Annotated in this window: 15 protein-coding genes and 1 riboswitch; of the genes, 5 read left to right on the top strand and 10 right to left on the bottom strand. The window is 42.9% G+C overall.

What is annotated here, in order from left to right; genetic code table 11:
- Positions 1–179 precede the first annotated feature (179 nt).
- The 10 genes from B7721_RS02145 to uvrA all read right to left on the bottom strand — a co-directional run bounded on the left by B7721_RS02145 (position 180) and on the right by uvrA (position 11,447).
- Complete coding sequence (locus B7721_RS02145) at positions 180–635, bottom strand: SP_0198 family lipoprotein (RefSeq protein ID WP_084877297.1); 456 nt, start codon at positions 633–635, stop codon at positions 180–182.
- A 90-nt stretch (positions 636–725) separates the two neighbouring features.
- Positions 726–1,976: a bifunctional folylpolyglutamate synthase/dihydrofolate synthase gene (locus B7721_RS02140; protein WP_084877296.1), complete on the bottom strand. Its 1,251-nt coding sequence runs from the start codon at positions 1,974–1,976 to the stop codon at positions 726–728.
- A gap of 257 nt (positions 1,977–2,233) precedes the next feature.
- A complete protein-coding gene (locus tag B7721_RS02135) occupies positions 2,234–2,539 on the bottom strand; it encodes a DUF1292 domain-containing protein (RefSeq protein ID WP_000017624.1) in 306 nt (101 codons plus the stop codon).
- Between the two features lie 15 nt (positions 2,540–2,554).
- On the bottom strand, positions 2,555–2,974 hold the full coding sequence (gene ruvX / locus B7721_RS02130) for a Holliday junction resolvase RuvX (protein ID WP_002876031.1): 420 nt from the start codon (positions 2,972–2,974) through the stop codon (positions 2,555–2,557).
- 3 nt (positions 2,975–2,977) lie between these two features.
- Positions 2,978–3,244 carry an IreB family regulatory phosphoprotein gene (locus tag B7721_RS02125; protein WP_000507059.1) on the bottom strand — a complete coding sequence of 89 codons (267 nt, stop codon included), beginning with the start codon at positions 3,242–3,244 and terminating at the stop codon, positions 2,978–2,980.
- 87 nt (positions 3,245–3,331) lie between these two features.
- The gene (locus B7721_RS02120; protein WP_084877294.1) at positions 3,332–3,901 is read right to left on the bottom strand and encodes an SP0191 family lipoprotein; all 570 of its coding nucleotides are present in this window, start codon (positions 3,899–3,901) and stop codon (positions 3,332–3,334) included.
- A gap of 66 nt (positions 3,902–3,967) precedes the next feature.
- A complete protein-coding gene (gene spx / locus B7721_RS02115; protein WP_000591165.1) occupies positions 3,968–4,366 on the bottom strand; it encodes a transcriptional regulator Spx in 399 nt (132 codons plus the stop codon).
- 134 nt (positions 4,367–4,500) lie between these two features.
- Positions 4,501–7,161: a magnesium-translocating P-type ATPase gene (gene mgtA, locus B7721_RS02110; protein WP_084877292.1), complete on the bottom strand. Its 2,661-nt coding sequence runs from the start codon at positions 7,159–7,161 to the stop codon at positions 4,501–4,503.
- Between the two features lie 195 nt (positions 7,162–7,356).
- Positions 7,357–7,508: riboswitch (M-box (ykoK) riboswitch) on the bottom strand.
- Positions 7,509–7,561: 53 nt separating this feature from the next.
- A complete protein-coding gene (locus B7721_RS02105) occupies positions 7,562–8,623 on the bottom strand; it encodes a M24 family metallopeptidase (RefSeq protein WP_084877291.1) in 1,062 nt (353 codons plus the stop codon).
- A complete protein-coding gene (gene uvrA / locus B7721_RS02100; protein ID WP_084877289.1) occupies positions 8,616–11,447 on the bottom strand; it encodes an excinuclease ABC subunit UvrA in 2,832 nt (943 codons plus the stop codon). The genes B7721_RS02105 and uvrA overlap by 8 nt, the downstream gene beginning before the upstream one ends.
- A 136-nt stretch (positions 11,448–11,583) precedes the next feature.
- Between uvrA and B7721_RS02095 the strand changes: the two genes are divergently transcribed.
- The 5 genes from B7721_RS02095 (at position 11,584) to B7721_RS02070 (ending at position 15,272) form a co-directional block, all read left to right on the top strand.
- Positions 11,584–12,528: a magnesium transporter CorA family protein gene (locus B7721_RS02095; protein WP_000815617.1), complete on the top strand. Its 945-nt coding sequence runs from the start codon at positions 11,584–11,586 to the stop codon at positions 12,526–12,528.
- Positions 12,529–12,539: 11 nt separating this feature from the next.
- The gene (locus B7721_RS02090) at positions 12,540–13,217 is read left to right on the top strand and encodes a DUF1129 domain-containing protein (RefSeq protein ID WP_000077997.1); all 678 of its coding nucleotides are present in this window, start codon (positions 12,540–12,542) and stop codon (positions 13,215–13,217) included.
- Between the two features lie 15 nt (positions 13,218–13,232).
- Complete coding sequence (locus B7721_RS02085) at positions 13,233–13,580, top strand: TfoX/Sxy family protein (RefSeq protein WP_000331825.1); 348 nt, start codon at positions 13,233–13,235, stop codon at positions 13,578–13,580.
- A gap of 320 nt (positions 13,581–13,900) precedes the next feature.
- Complete coding sequence (locus tag B7721_RS02075; RefSeq protein WP_084877287.1) at positions 13,901–14,935, top strand: S66 family peptidase; 1,035 nt, start codon at positions 13,901–13,903, stop codon at positions 14,933–14,935.
- Between the two features lie 73 nt (positions 14,936–15,008).
- Entirely contained in the window at positions 15,009–15,272 is a 264-nt protein-coding gene (locus B7721_RS02070) for a SemiSWEET family transporter (RefSeq protein WP_000166112.1), read from the top strand.
- Positions 15,273–15,289: the final 17 nt, after the last annotated feature.

Below are 15,289 nucleotides of genomic sequence, written 5' to 3'. Positions count from 1 at the left end.
TTTTCCTCCTGCGCCTCTGCGCTATTTGATTATTTACTATAAGTATACGACCTAATAGGAAGTTTTACAAACATTTATAGGCGCTTTAAGTAAAAAGTTAGTAAAGAACAGCCAACCCTTTTTCAAGAAAAAAGCTCCAAAAAGATAGCTTTCATCTCATTGGAACTTTTACTTAATCATTATTGCTTAGTTAATACCACTCGGTCAGATGCCTCTCGGTCCATATCATCGATAATCAATTGATTACCATTAACCGTATAAATTTTGACATCATCACCGATAATGACACGTTGATTTTCTGGCTCAAAGCTGACTTGCTTGATTTCCTTATCTCCATCTGGCTCGACCTCAGTCCATGTACCAGTTTTACCTGTTACAACAAGAGTGATTTGGTCATTCTCATCTTTTCCAGTATAGGTACCATCGATATTCGTAGGTTGAGCTACAGTAGTGTCCTGACTTGAGGACGCCTGTGGTTGACTAGCGCTTGTCGTAGCGCTAGAAGATGATTCTTGTTGAGAAGATGATTGCTGTGCAGATTGCTGGGTAGGGACTTGTGCATTAGGTCCACAAGCTGCTAAAAGACTAAGAATTGCTAGGGAAGCAATAGAAAGTGTGAATGTTTTCGTTTTCATAGCGATTTCCTTTCTTTTGTGCCAATGTTTTGCTGGAATCGTTTCCAGATATACCTCCTACCTACAGTATAGCAACATAAACCTATAAGGTCAACTAATCTCGTCGCTTCCTACCAAACTTGCTCGGACTTCCGAGATAAAGTAGAGGGATCCCGTCACGAAAAGCAAGTCCTGGCCATTGGCCTTATCTTCAAATTCTCTGATAAAGTCGCCATAGGAAGGAATCAAATCATAACCTACCACATCCTTTTCATCCAGAGAGCCTTGGTAGTCAAAGCCTGTTACCTTAAGTTTTACCTGAGGCAACTGCTCAGATAGATAGCCTAGCATCCCCTGATAATCCTTGCGTTTAAGTGCTCCAAAAAGGATGCGAACCTGGTAACCTTGCTGGATTTTCCCCTGGATAAACTCTACTAGACGAGTCAAGGCTGGCAGATTGTGAGCCCCATCTAGGTAGATTTGCGGGCGAATCCGTTCCAATCGACCTGCCCAATGTGTCTCCTTCAAAGCCCGTCTGACAAACTCTTCTTCGACCCTTTCACCTCCTGACGCCATAAACATAAGAAAAGTTTCTAAAGCCAAGGCGGCATTTTCTTGCTGATAAGCACCTTCCAAACCAATTTCAAGCTGGGAAAAGCTTGCTAGCTTACTTGAAAAATCCCCAGCATTCAAGGTGAAGTCTCGCCCAGCTTGATAAAGTTCAACAGCTAACTCTCTTGCTCTTTTTTGACAGACAAGCTCCGCTTCTGGAGCAAGCTTGGCAATGACTGCCTTCTTGCCAGCCTTGAAAATACCAGCTTTCTGCTCGGCTATTTTCTCCAGACTATCACCCAAGGTCTCCTGATGATCTAGCCCAATCGAAGTAATAACTGCAATCTCTCCTGTTACGACATTAGTGGTATCAAGCAAACCACCAATTCCCACTTCTAGCAGGACTAGATCCACTCCCTGCTCTTTAAAGTAAAGCAAGGCAATCAGGGTCAACAACTCAAAGAAAGACAATTGATCATGTGTTTCTAAGAGAATTTTCTCCATCTCCTTGACTTGGTTAGCTATACGAACAAAGTCTTCCTCCGCGATTGGTTGCCCATTGATACAGATTCGATCATGGATACTGATGATATGAGGAGAGGTAAAAGTACCAACTTTTTTACCATGAGCTACAAACAACTCTCTCATAAAGGCAATAGTTGACCCTTTACCGTTAGTCCCTGTTACGTGGATAATAGGATATGTCTTCTCAGGATTCCCCAACAAATCCACCGCTCGCTGCATTCGTCCAAGTCCAGATCTAAAATTTAAACCAATCCGACTATGAAGCCATTCTTCTACTTCAAACATACATGTCTCCTTAACAAAAGTCCAATCAACTAGCGCACTAAAGTATGATTACAAATAAAAAACGAGGTCGGGACTAAAATCCCGACCTCTTACCTGGTTAGCTAATCACTAGCTACTATGAATTTCAACGTGGGCTAAAAACGGCCCCCGGACATTCCTGCGTTTCTAATTTCTGGCGCAGGGCTAAAAACATCCACTGGATGTTCCAACTCTTTCTAGTTTCTAAGAGTTGGGGTGATACAGTCTCCCAGACTGTATCACTCCTCCATAAAGCTGTTGAAGACTTCTTCAATCATGTTCCATTCGTCTTCTGAGTCTTCTGGGATTGGTTGCAATTCGCCTTCTGTTCCGTCTTCATTTTCGATGAATGAGTAAGCTTGGATTTCAACTTCACCATTTTCATCTTCTTCTGCATTAACCGGCACTAGCAGAACATAGTTTTTACCAAATTCTTCTTTTCCATCAATGGTCAAAAGGATTTCAAACAAGGTTTCATTTCCTTGTTCATCAACAAGTGTAATTAATTCACGTTCTTCGTGGTCATGGTTGTGATCGTGTGACATAGTTTCTCCTCTGTCTTAAAATTTTCTATCTAAATAATTTTGCAAAATCAGCTGAGCAGCCAACTTATCAATAACTTTCTTGCGTTTGTTACGGCTGATATCTGCTTGTTCAATCAACATACGCTCCGCAGCGACCGTTGTCAAACGCTCATCCTGATAGTCTACTGGTAAACCAAAAAGTTCCTCTAATTTTGCTCCGTAGGCTTGACTGGCTTCTACCCGCGGACCGCTGGTATTGTTCATGTTTTTAGGCAGACCTACTACAAAGCGTTCCACCTTATAGCTGTCAACCAATTCCTTGATACGATCAAAACCAAACTGGCCCTGATCCTCATTAATCTGGATGATTTCAAGTCCCTGAGCGGTGAAGCCTAGTGGATCGCTAATAGCCACCCCTACTGTTTTTGAACCAACGTCCAATCCCATAATTCTCATAGATTATAGATCGACTCCTTGTCCCTTAAGGTAGTAGCGTACCAGTTCTTCAACAATTTCATCACGCTCATACTTACGGATTTGATTTCGTGCATTGTTGTAACGAGGAACGTAGGCAGGGTCACCACTCAATACATAACCGACGATTTGGTTAATCGGATTGTAGCCCTTGTCGTTCAAAGAAGCATAGACATCTGTCAACGTTTCGCTAATTTCTTTCTTATTGGAATCATCCAATTTAAACCGTACAGTTTCTTCAGTAAATCCCATTCTAACACCCTCTTTCCTTAGAATATTACTATTATAGCATATTTCCTTACGTTCTACAAATAAATCAGTTTGTTTATTTGGATTTTCTTACTGTTCTGTCGCCCCATTTGCCACTCTGTCAGCAATATACTGGCTAGGTTCGTTTTTTAAGAGATTTTCAAGACCAATATTTTTTAAATATTCTAGTTGAGATGCCTTTTTGACATCCAAAACTTGAAAATCATAAGTCGTTGTGGTCTGGATTTCTGTCTCGCTGAGTAGCTTGGTTTCCAGTGTAAATCCTGCCAGTTTGCGCGCCTCTTGGATAGTCTTATCCTTTTCTTCTGCTTCAAGAAGCGCTTTTTGCGTTTCCTCTAGGCCATTTTCAGAGATAAAGGTCTTGAGTTCATCCCCGACAGGTCGTTTTTGCTGGATGGTCAAGGTCAAAAACTGACTGCCTTTATAAGTAATGGTCTGAATCTGTTGCGTCCCATTTTCTGACTTCGGCATCAGCAAGGTCTTGGTGACAACCGTATTCTTTTCGGCATTGTCCAAAACGGGAAGGTTGGATTGGAGAGGTTCAGATGCTGTTGTGGAAGCAACAGGAGTTTCCTTTTTTTGCCCACATCCCGCAAGCAAAAAGAGGAGAGCAAAACTAGCAATTAGTAACTTTTTCATAATTCCTCACATGATTTTAAAACAAAAGGGCAAACAAGGCCAGGAGTCACTCCCAGCCTTGATGTTTTATAGAGCTGCACGTAGACGTGCTTCTGCATTTTCTACATTACGGACAGAGCGTGGCAAGAAGGCACGGATATCATCTTCTTTATAGCCGACTTGTAGGCGCTTCTCGTCAACGAGAATCGGACTCTTTAAGATCCGTGGTGTTTCCATGATTAAGTTGAGCACTTCATTGACACTCAAATCCTCGATGTCAACTCCAAGTGCCTTAGCGTAGCGGTTTTTTGACGAAACGATACTGGCAATTCCATTATCTGTTTTCGTTAGAATATCTAATAACTCTTCTCTTGTAATTCCTTCTTTACCGAGATTTTGTTCTTTATAACTTAACTGGTGGGCATTGAGCCAGGTTTTCGCTTTTTTACAGCTAGTACAACTTGAGACTGTATAAATTTTGATCATGTACCTACCCCTTTCGCTACATGTTACTATCAGTTTAGTCTATTATACCATAAAAAACATCCGACTTGCGACCTATTTTTAAAAAAAATTAACTTTTTTCGCGATTTTCGTACTTTTTTCTTGACAAAATCAATTTATAACCAACTTTTAAATTTTTTGATATACAATCGTTTTACAACTGTAACACTTATCATATAGAGAACGATAATCAAAAGCAAAAAGAGGAAATAAATTGGTTCCAAAGGGGTTAAATGAAGCAGGCTAGCAATTGAAGAGTAGGGAAGGAAGGTCACAAAACTAGCCGCTAGCAAGGTTGTCCCAAGAACAAACCATGATGGACGACTTTGTAAGAAAGGAAGTTTTGCTGAACGAAGCATATGGATAACCATGGTTTGGGACCACATGGATTCAATGAACCAACCTGTCTGGAACAAGATGATAAAGCCCGTTGCAGACTCTGCTCCGTGAGCATAGGCTTGGCCTGTCGCCATTGGGACAATGACAAAATAGAGTAAGATAAAGGTCAAAATATCAAAGGCAGAAGAAATCGGCCCCATCCAAATCATAAAGCGAGTAATAGACTTGGCTTCCCACTTATGAGGATGTTTCAAAAAGTCTTCATCTACATTATCAAATGGCAAGGCAATGCAAGAAAGGTCGTAGACGAGGTTTAACACAATCAAGTGAATCGGAGCCATAGGAAGGAAAGGTAAAAAGATACCAGACACTAACAGAGAGAAAATATTCCCGAAGTTAGAACTGACCGTCATCTTGATATATTTGGTCATATTAGCGTAGACCTTACGCCCTTCAACCAGCCCTTTTTCAAGCACCATCAAATCCTTATCTAGCAAAATGACATCAGCCGTTTCTTTGGCAATATCTACTGCTGTATCAACCGAAATCCCCACATCGGCTACTTTCATAGAAGGAGCATCATTGATCCCATCTCCCATATAGCCGACACAATGTCCATTCGATTTGATTTGTAAAATGATTCGTGCTTTTTGATCCGGAGAGAGTTTGGCAAAGACAGTCACCCTCTCAACTGCTTGGGCCAACTCTTCGTCCGTCATGGCATCAATATCAGAACCCAACAAGATTTGATCAACATCTAGACCAACTTTTTCGCATACTGCTTGGGTTACCTTCTCATTGTCACCCGTCAAGATCTTTGTTTGAACACCGTGTTCTAACAAAGCTTGGATAGCAGGTGCTGCAGATGGTTTTGGTGGATCTAGAAAGGCAAGATATCCTGTTAGAATCATCTCTTTTTCATCTTCAACGGAGTAAGCAAAACCTTCTTTTAGGCCTGTTTTATAAGCGACTCCCAAGACTCGCAATCCCTGTTGATTAAGTTGATCTACTTCTTTTAAGATTTCCACTCGGATATCATCCGTCAGAGGACTAATCTGACCTTGATATTCCACATGGGTTGAGATCGCAAGCATTTCCTCTAGGGCACCCTTGGTTACCAAGCTAACAACTTCGTTCTCATCCTTGACGATGACACTCATTCGTCTGCGTTCAAAGTCAAATGGAAGTTCATCTATTTTTTGAAAGCTAGTATCCAAATTTTGTAGAATAGCGTGTTCTTTAGCTTCTTTTTCAGTTCTACTGATGATGGCACGGTCCATCAAGTTTTTCAATCCCGTTTGAAAATAGGAATTGAGGTAGGCCCGTCTCAACACAGACAAATCCAAATCTCCATGTATATCCAAAGGATATTCCAGGACAATTTCGTCTTGGGTAAGGGTTCCGGTTTTATCCGTGCATAGGATATCAATAGCACCTAGGTCCTGTATGGCATTGAGTTTTTTGATGACGACTTTTTCCTTGGCCATGATAATGGAGCCTTTTGCTAAACTGGCCGTGATGATCATAGGAAGCATCTCAGGTGTCAATCCAACACCAACACTCAGTGCAAACACACCTGCTTCCAGCCAGTCGCCATCTGTCAAGCCATTGGAGAGAAAGACGATGGGCACCATGACTAACATCAAACGGATCAAGAGCCAAGAGATACTGTTCATCTCCCGTTCAAAAGAGGTCGGTTCGTCATAGGTATTGAGAGTTTGCTCGATTTCTCCCATCATAGTGTCATCGCCGACCGCTAGGATCAAAGCCTTGGCACTTCCTGATATCACATTGGTTCCCATAAAGGCGAGCGCTTCTGCTTCTAGCAGACTATCGAAGTTTGACTGACTCATTTTTGACAAGGCTAGTTTCTCAACCGAGTCACTTTCACCTGTCAAACCAGACTGTTGGACAAAGAAATCACGTGATTCAATTAAAATGAGGTCTGCTGGTATCATATCCCCAGCACTTAACTTGACTATATCTCCAACGACCAAATCTTCAATTGCAACCTCTAAACTCTGGCCTTCGCGAATAACTGTGGCTGTATTCACAATCATTTTTGATAGATTGGTCGCAGCCTTGTCACTCCGCAGTTCTTGAACAAAGCGTATGCCACCAGAGATTAGAACGAGAACGACGATGATAATAGAGGTCGTCGGATCTTCTTGTCCAGGCTTCGCCAACCAGACATTGGTCACCATGGAGATCATAGCGATGACTAGCAGTATGATTGTAAATGGATTGATGATGGATTCGTAAATCTTTTTGAGGATACTGTCTTCTTGACCCTTAGTGATGGTGTTTTCGCCATATAGGTCACGATTTTTCTCCACCTGCTCCTCGGTCAAGCCTGTTAGACTTGTCTTATAAAAAGATAGAGTTTCGTTTAAGGGTGTGTGAATAGCTGTTGCTAATCTTTCTTTTGTAGTTTTCATTGGTTTCTCCTATCTGTATGAATGATGTATTTCATACACAGAGACCAATCACTTTATAAGGGCAGAACGACACAAATCAGCGATTGGCTGTGTATGTGCGGTTCTGGATGATCGTCAATTTGCATCGTTTGTCTCCTTTCCATGTTCTAAAACAGTAGAAAATCCCACCGTAAAATGGCAGGATTAAAAAACTAATTATCTGTTTTTTCGTTCAAGCTTTAACTCCATAGGGCGATGTAATGAGCTTAGTCTTGGCCTTCGCGACCAGGACTGTTGACCAACGAGTAGTGTCTCCACTGCTTTGCGGTAGTCATCCGTATCCCTATGGTAGCCTCACCTACCGTTTTCGTCTATCAGTATAAACCTTTAAAATATAAAAGTCAACAATTTATCTCATTTTTTAGATAACAATTAATTCCTTCGGCGCTAGAGTCAACAATTCGCAACCGTTATCTGTAATCAGGATATCATCTTCGATACGAACCCCGTATTTACCTTCAATATAGATACCCGGTTCATCAGTCAAGACCATACCAGATTTAATGACTTCTTTGGAAGTTTGGCTAAAGTAGGGTTCTTCGTGAATATCCAGTCCGATACCGTGTCCAATACCGTGGTTAAAGTAGTCGCCATAGCCTGCCTCGATGATAATATCACGAGGGATTTTGTCAAAGTCGCGGAAACCTAAGCCATCCTTAGCTTGATCAATCAAGGCTTGGTTGGCTTTCAGGACAGTATTGTAAATTTCTGCCTGCTCGTCACTGACATGACCGAGGTAGATGGTCCGTGTCATATCACTGACATAGTGGTCGTAGAGACAGCCGAAGTCCATGGTAATGGCTTCTCCCGCTTCAACCGGTTTGTGCATTGGATGGGCATGTGGTTTGGAAGAGTTGATGCCACTTGCTAAAATGGTATCAAAAGACAAGCCTGCCGCTCCTAGCTCACGCATGCGGAAGTCAAGGAAGTTGGCAATTTCGATCTCAGTTTTTCCTGGTTTGATAAAGTCAAGCGCATCACGGAAAGCTTGGTCTGAGATAGAACATGCCTTGCGAATAGTCGCAATCTCTTTCTCATCCTTAATCATACGAAGCGCTTCAACAAACTGAGTCTGCGGAAGCAAGTCGATCCCTGCAAATGCTACCTGCATACGGTGGTAATATGAGACCGAAATCTCGTCTTCAAAACCGACGCGAGACAAGCCCATATCCTTAACAATGCCTGCAATAACAGCCAATTCATCACGATCAGCCACAATCTCAAAACCTGTCACTTCTTGCTTAGCTGCAATGATATAGCGAGAGTCTGTCACCAAAACCTGACGGTCACGGCTGATAAAGACTGTTCCATTTGAGCCCCAAAAGCCGGTCAGGTAATAGACGTTTTTAAGGTTATTGATAATGATGCCATCTAGTTCTTTTTCTTGCATTTTAGCGAGAAATGCTTGCACACGTTTATTCATGATGTAACTTTCCTTTCAAATAGTGTCCTGTGTAGCTGGCTTCATTGGCCGCTACTTCTTCTGGAGTTCCTGTTGCGATGATGGTTCCACCACCGACACCGCCCTCTGGTCCCAAATCGATGATATGGTCTGCAGTCTTGATAACATCCAGATTGTGCTCAATGACGAGGACAGTATTGCCATCGTCGACAAAGCGAGCCAAGACTTTAAGCAAGCGAGCGATATCCTCAGTATGAAGCCCTGTCGTTGGCTCATCCAGAATGTAGAAAGATTTTCCTGTTGAGCGTTTGTGGAGCTCACTAGCTAACTTCATACGCTGGGCTTCTCCTCCAGAAAGGGTGGTAGCCGGTTGCCCTAGCGTTACATAGCCCAGCCCCACATCCTTGATGGTCTGAAGTTTGCGTTGAATCTTGGGAATGTGTTGGAAGAATTCCACCGCATCGTTGACGGTCATGTCCAAGACCTGCGAGATATTCTTTTCCTTATAGTGGACTTCTAGGGTTTCACTGTTATAGCGAGTCCCGTGGCAGACTTCACAAGCCACGTAAACATCTGGCAAGAAGTGCATCTCGATCTTGATAATCCCGTCACCTGAGCAGGCTTCGCAACGACCACCCTTGACATTGAAACTGAAACGGCCCTTCTTGTAGCCTCGAATCTTAGCTTCATTTGTCTGAGCAAAGAGGTCTCGTATATCGTCAAAAACTCCCGTATAGGTAGCTGGGTTGGACCTCGGCGTTCGTCCGATCGGGCTTTGATCAATGTCAATCAAGCGGTCTACATGCTCAATCCCTGTGATGGTTTTGAATTTACCAGGCTTGTCTGAATTGCGATTGAGCTTCTGGGCAATGGCTTTTTTGAGGATACTGTTGATTAAGGTCGATTTCCCTGAACCTGATACCCCTGTCACCGCGATGAATTTCCCTAGTGGGAAGCGAGCAGTGATATTTTGCAAGTTGTTCTCACGCGCACCTGTCACTTCGATAAAACGACCATTTCCGGCACGGCGCTCTTCTGGTACTGGAATGGCACGTTTACCTGACAAGTACTGGCCTGTAATAGACTTACTGTTACGGGCCACCTGCTTGGGTGTTCCTGCAGCGACAATCTCGCCACCAAAAACACCGGCACCTGGACCTACGTCAATCAGATAATCCGCCTCGCGCATGGTATCTTCGTCATGTTCTACCACGATGAGAGTATTGCCCAAGTCACGCATCTTTTTCAGACTAGCAATCAGACGGTCATTATCCCTCTGGTGAAGACCAATGGACGGCTCATCCAGGATATAGAGGACACCTGATAGGTTGGACCCAATCTGGGTTGCCAAGCGAATACGCTGACTCTCCCCACCTGAAAGGGTTCCTGCCGAACGTGATAGAGTCAGATAGTTAAGCCCTACGTTATTAAGGAAGGTCAAGCGATCCTTTATTTCCTTGAGGATAGGACGAGCGATGATGGCTTCATTTTCAGACAAGGTCAGCTGACTCACTAATTCCAAATGGTCTGCGATAGACAGGTCTGAGATTTCACCGATATGCGGTCCTTGCTCCCCACCCACACGAACAGACAAGGCCTGGTCATTGAGACGGTAGCCGTGGCAAGTTCCGCAGGTCAGCTCATTCATGTAGAGACGCATCTGGGTGCGAGTGTAGTCGCTATTGGTTTCGTGGTAGCGACGTTTGATATTATTGACAACTCCCTCAAAAGGAATATCAATATCTCGCACGCCACCAAATTCATTCTCATAGTGGAAATGGAATTCCTTGCCATCTGAGCCATAGAGAATCAAGTTTTTATCTTCTTCTGACAAGTCTTCAAATGGCTTATCCATATCCACTCCAAAGGCTGTCATGGCTTGTTCCAGCATATTTGGATAGTAGTTGGATGAGATAGGATTCCAAGGTGCCAAGGCTCCCTCACGCAAAGTTTTGCTGGTATCAGGAACCACCAAGTCAACATCCACCTCCAGCTTGATACCCAAACCGTCACACTCACTACAAGAGCCAAACGGAGCATTGAAGGAGAAGAGACGAGGCTCTAACTCTGGTACGGTAAAGCCGCAAACTGGACAGGCATAGTGCTCAGAAAAGAGCAACTCCGAATCGTCCATAGTGTCGATAATCACATAACCTTCTGCGATACGAAGGGCAGCCTCAATGGAGTCAAAGAGACGACTACGAATTCCCTCCTTGATGACAATACGGTCGACCACGACATCGATATTGTGTTGCTTGCTCTTGGACAACTCTGGTACTTCGGTCACATCATAAACTTCCCCATCCAAACGAACACGAACATAGCCGTCTTTCTGAACCTTTTCAATGACACTCTTATGTTGCCCTTTTTTCTTACGAATGACCGGAGCTAAAATTTGCAGACGTTGGCGTTCTGGCAATTCCAAAACCTTATCCACGATTTGTTCTACAGAAGAAGCCTTGATAGCACCATGTCCGTTGATACAGTAAGGCGTCCCCACACGTGCGTAGAGGAGACGCAGATAATCATTGATTTCAGTCGTGGTTCCCACGGTCGAACGAGGGTTTTTACTAGTTGTTTTCTGGTCGATGGAAATAGCTGGGCTGAGGCCATCAATAGCATCTACATCTGGTTTTTCCATATTACCCAAGAACTGGCGAGCATAGGCTGATAGACTCTCTACATAGCGACGTTGGCCCTCAGCATAGAGGGTATCAAAGGCCAGGCTGGATTTCCCAGACCCTGACAAACCAGTCACAACAACCAGCTTGTCTCGCGGAATCTCCACATCAATATTTTTTAAGTTATGGGCACGTGCCCCATGAATCACAATTTTATCTTGCATCTTTGTTCTTTCTAGTCCATTATTGCTTTCCATTATACCAAAAAATGTGAAATTCTATTACCCAAAAAGCTGTTTTTATAGTATAATAGTACGGTGCAAAAAATGAATCACTGAATAGTAGGAAAGGATAGGGGACATGAAACAAGTTTTTCTCTCAACAACAACTGAATTTAAAGAGATCGACACGCTTGAACCGGGTACTTGGATTAACCTCGTCAATCCTACACAAAATGAATCGTTGGAAATTGCCAATGCCTTTGACATTGACATCGCTGACCTCCGAGCACCACTCGACGCGGAAGAAATGTCCCGTATTACCATCGAAGATGAGTATACTTTGATCATCGTAGACGTTCCCATCACAGAGGAAAGAAACAATCGCACCTACTACGTCACGATTCCGCTGGGGATTATCATCACCGAGGAGACCATTATCACTACCTGCTTGGAACCCCTCCCTGTTCTCGATGTCTTTATCAACCGTAGACTGCGCAACTTTTACACCTTCATGCGTTCACGCTTTATCTTCCAGATTCTCTACCGCAACGCCGAACTTTACCTTACGGCCCTTCGTTCGATCGACCGTAAGAGTGAACAAATCGAAAGTCAACTTCACAAGTCTACACGAAACGAAGAGCTGATTGAGCTCATGGAATTGGAAAAGACCATCGTCTATTTCAAGGCCTCCCTTAAAACGAACGAGCGCGTGATTAAGAAATTGACTAGCGCAACTAGCAATATCAAGAAATACCTAGAAGACGAAGACCTACTCGAAGACACCCTGATTGAAACCCAACAGGCCATCGAGATGGCAGATATCTATGGAAATGTCCTTCACTCTATGACAGAGACCTTTGCCTCTATCATTTCCAACAACCAGAACAACATCATGAAAACTCTGGCTCTCGTGACCATCGTCATGTCTGTCCCAACAATGATCTTCTCAGCCTATGGGATGAACTTCAAGGATAATGAAATCCCTCTGAACGGTGAGCCACATGCCTTCTGGTTAATCGTCTTTATCGCCTTTGCTATGAGTGTCTCGCTCACTCTCTATCTCATCCATAAAAAATGGTTCTAAGAGGAATCCCTATGTCTCAGATTGATTTACAAAAATTAACTAAGAAAAACCAAGAGTTTATCCACATCGCTACCCAACAATTTATCAAAGATGGCAAAACAGACGCTGAAATCAAGGCTGTTTTTGAAGAAGTCATTCCTAAAATCCTTGAAGAGCAAGCCAAAGGAACGACCGCTCGTTCCCTCTACGGGGCTCCAACCCACTGGGCTCATAGCTTCACTGTCAAGGAGCAATACGAAAAAGAGCATCCAAAAGAAAATGACGATCCAAAACTCATGATTATGGACTCAGCTCTTTTTATCACCAGTCTCTTTGCATTGGTTAGCGCTCTGACTACCTTCTTCTCTACAGATCAGGCTATTGGCTATGGGTTGATTACCCTCTTGTTGGTTGGACTTGTAGGAGGACTTGCCTTCTACTTGATGTACTACTTTGTCTACCAGTACTATGGACCAGACACAGATCGTAGCCAACGTCCTCCATTCTGGAAGTCCATCCTAGTAATTTTGGCCTCTATGGTCCTTTGGTTGGTTGTCTTCTTTGCAACAAGCTTCCTACCAGCCAGCCTCAATCCAGTCCTTGCTCCATTGCCTTTGGCTATCCTGGGAGCTGCCCTTCTCGCCCTTCGCTTCTATCTCAAGAAACGTTTCAACATCCGAAGTGCAAGCGCGGGCCCATCACGTTATTAAGAAAAGTGAAAAGCTATGGCATATAGTCAATCCTTAGCTCAGCAGATTCGAAAAATTCTAGCACTTAAACTTCCTCCCCAAATTTTCGAAGAAGAGTTAGAAGAAAAGAAACTATTTGGTGGTCTTGCCTTTATGATTCGTGGGAAAATGGTCCTTACAGTCAGTTCCAGAAAGGACGAGCTGGTTATGGTGAGAATTGGCAAAGAAATGGAAAAGCAAGTTCTACCCCGAACAGGAGCTCATACCACATTGATGAGAGGGCGACCTTATCATGGCTATATAGACCTAGATATTGAAGGTCAAAAAGAACTGCCTTACTGGATTGATTTAGCCCTCTCCTATAATCAGGAGTTGACCAAGTAACTCATATCTAGTGAGATTAGAGATTAGAAAAACGAAAAGCAACTGCATAGGTAGTTGCTTTTTCACTTGCTTTCTTGAGATTCAATAGCACTTCTGAGTCTGATTCTTATAGTTTTCTCTCATCTTTTGTGATAAAATAGGCTCATACTCAATGAAAATCAAAGAGCAAACTAGGAAGCTAGCCGCAGGTTGCTCAAAGCACTGCTTTGAGGTTGTAGATAGAACTGACGAGGTCAGTAACATATATACGGCAAGGCAAAGCTGACGTGGTTTGAATTTGATTTTCGAAGAGTATCAATCTATTTCTAGGAGGACGAGATATAGTTTCTACTATTGGTATCGTTAGTTTGTCTAGTGGTGTTATCGGAGAGGATTTTGTCAAACACGAAGTCGATTTGGGTATTCAACGTCTCAAGGATTTGGGACTTAATTCTGTCTTCTTGCCCCATTCGCTAAAGGGTTTAGACTTTATCAAGGACCATCCGGAGGCACGTGCAGAAGATTTGATGCTGGCCTTTTCTGATGATAGCATCGACATGATCCTATGCGCCATCGGTGGAGATGATACCTATCGCTTGCTACCTTATCTTTTTGAAAATAACCAACTCCAAAAGGTTATTAAACCAAAGATTTTTCTTGGCTTCTCGGATACAACCATGAACCACCTTATGTTGCATAAACTAGGGATCAAGACTTTTTATGGGCAATCCTTTCTAGCAGACATTTGTGAATTGGACAAGGAGATGTTGCCCTATAGCCTCCACTACTTCAAAGAACTGATCGAGACAGGAAAAATCTCAGAAATCCGCCCTAGCGACCTTTGGTTCGAGGAACGGACTGACTTTAGTCCCAATGCTCTAGGAACAGCTCGTATCAGCCATGTAAATACAGGTTTTGACTTGTTGCAAGGAAATGCCCAGTTCGAGGGAGAAATCCTCGGTGGTTGCATCGAGTCTCTCTATGATATCTTTGACAATTCTCGATACGCAGATAGCACAGTTCTCTGCCAAAAGTACAAACTCTTCCCTGACTTATCCGATTGGAAAGGAAAAATCCTCTTGTTAGAAACAAGTGAAGAAAAACCTGAACCTGATGATTTCAAAAAAATGTTGCTGGCTTTGAAAGAAACTGGGGTATTTGAGGTCATCAGTGGACTCTTGGTCGGAAAGCCAATGGATGAAGCCTTCTATGACGACTATAAAGAGGCACTAATGAGCATCGTTGACAGCAATATCCCAATTGTCTATAATCTAAACGTTGGGCACGCCACACCAAGAGCCATTGTACCCTTTGGCGTCTATGCTTATGTGGATGCAAAAGAGCAAGTCATTCGCTTTGACTATAACAAAAAATAAACAATTTCTCCATTTTTATGCTTTTGTATTGATTTTCGCTAATTTCTATGATATCTTTTTGAAGGAGGTGTATATGACTAAACAAAAAATAAATCAAATTGTCGGTTCAATCGGGGCCTTTATCGGGATTATTGTATTTATCGCCTACATCCCACAAATTTTTGCCAATTTACAAGGCAACAAAGCTCAACCATTCCAGCCTTTATCCGCAGCAGTATCTTGTTTAATTTGGGTTATTTATGGATGGACAAAAGAACCTAAGAAGGATTGGATACTAATTATTCCAAACTCAGCTGGCGTTGTCTTAGGTGGACTGACATTTCTTACTGCACTATAAAAGTTACTAGCATATAA

This window comes from Streptococcus oralis subsp. oralis (genome assembly GCF_002096445.1).
GTDB lineage: Bacteria > Bacillota > Bacilli > Lactobacillales > Streptococcaceae > Streptococcus > Streptococcus oralis_N.
The sequence above is the reverse complement of the archived record's forward strand: the minus strand, read 5'-3'. Positions and strand labels throughout refer to the sequence as shown.

Bases quoted from the DNA above. Each gene is read 5' to 3' on its own strand.
- B7721_RS02095 (WP_000815617.1), top strand. From the start codon at position 11,584: ATGAAACAAGTTTTTCTCTCAACAACAACTGAATTTAAAGAGATCGAC.
- B7721_RS02145 (WP_084877297.1), bottom strand. From the start codon at position 635: ATGAAAACGAAAACATTCACACTTTCTATTGCTTCCCTAGCAATTCTT.
- B7721_RS02105 (WP_084877291.1), bottom strand. From the start codon at position 8,623: ATGAATAAACGTGTGCAAGCATTTCTCGCTAAAATGCAAGAAAAAGAA.
- B7721_RS02085 (WP_000331825.1), top strand. From the start codon at position 13,233: ATGGCATATAGTCAATCCTTAGCTCAGCAGATTCGAAAAATTCTAGCA.
- ruvX (WP_002876031.1), bottom strand. From the start codon at position 2,974: ATGAGAATTATGGGATTGGACGTTGGTTCAAAAACAGTAGGGGTGGCT.
- spx (WP_000591165.1), bottom strand. From the start codon at position 4,366: ATGATCAAAATTTATACAGTCTCAAGTTGTACTAGCTGTAAAAAAGCG.
- B7721_RS02125 (WP_000507059.1), bottom strand. From the start codon at position 3,244: ATGGGATTTACTGAAGAAACTGTACGGTTTAAATTGGATGATTCCAAT.
- B7721_RS02120 (WP_084877294.1), bottom strand. From the start codon at position 3,901: ATGAAAAAGTTACTAATTGCTAGTTTTGCTCTCCTCTTTTTGCTTGCG.
- B7721_RS02090 (WP_000077997.1), top strand. From the start codon at position 12,540: ATGTCTCAGATTGATTTACAAAAATTAACTAAGAAAAACCAAGAGTTT.
- B7721_RS02140 (WP_084877296.1), bottom strand. From the start codon at position 1,976: ATGTTTGAAGTAGAAGAATGGCTTCATAGTCGGATTGGTTTAAATTTT.
- mgtA (WP_084877292.1), bottom strand. From the start codon at position 7,161: ATGAAAACTACAAAAGAAAGATTAGCAACAGCTATTCACACACCCTTA.
- uvrA (WP_084877289.1), bottom strand. From the start codon at position 11,447: ATGCAAGATAAAATTGTGATTCATGGGGCACGTGCCCATAACTTAAAA.
- B7721_RS02070 (WP_000166112.1), top strand. From the start codon at position 15,009: ATGACTAAACAAAAAATAAATCAAATTGTCGGTTCAATCGGGGCCTTT.
- B7721_RS02135 (WP_000017624.1), bottom strand. From the start codon at position 2,539: ATGTCACACGATCACAACCATGACCACGAAGAACGTGAATTAATTACA.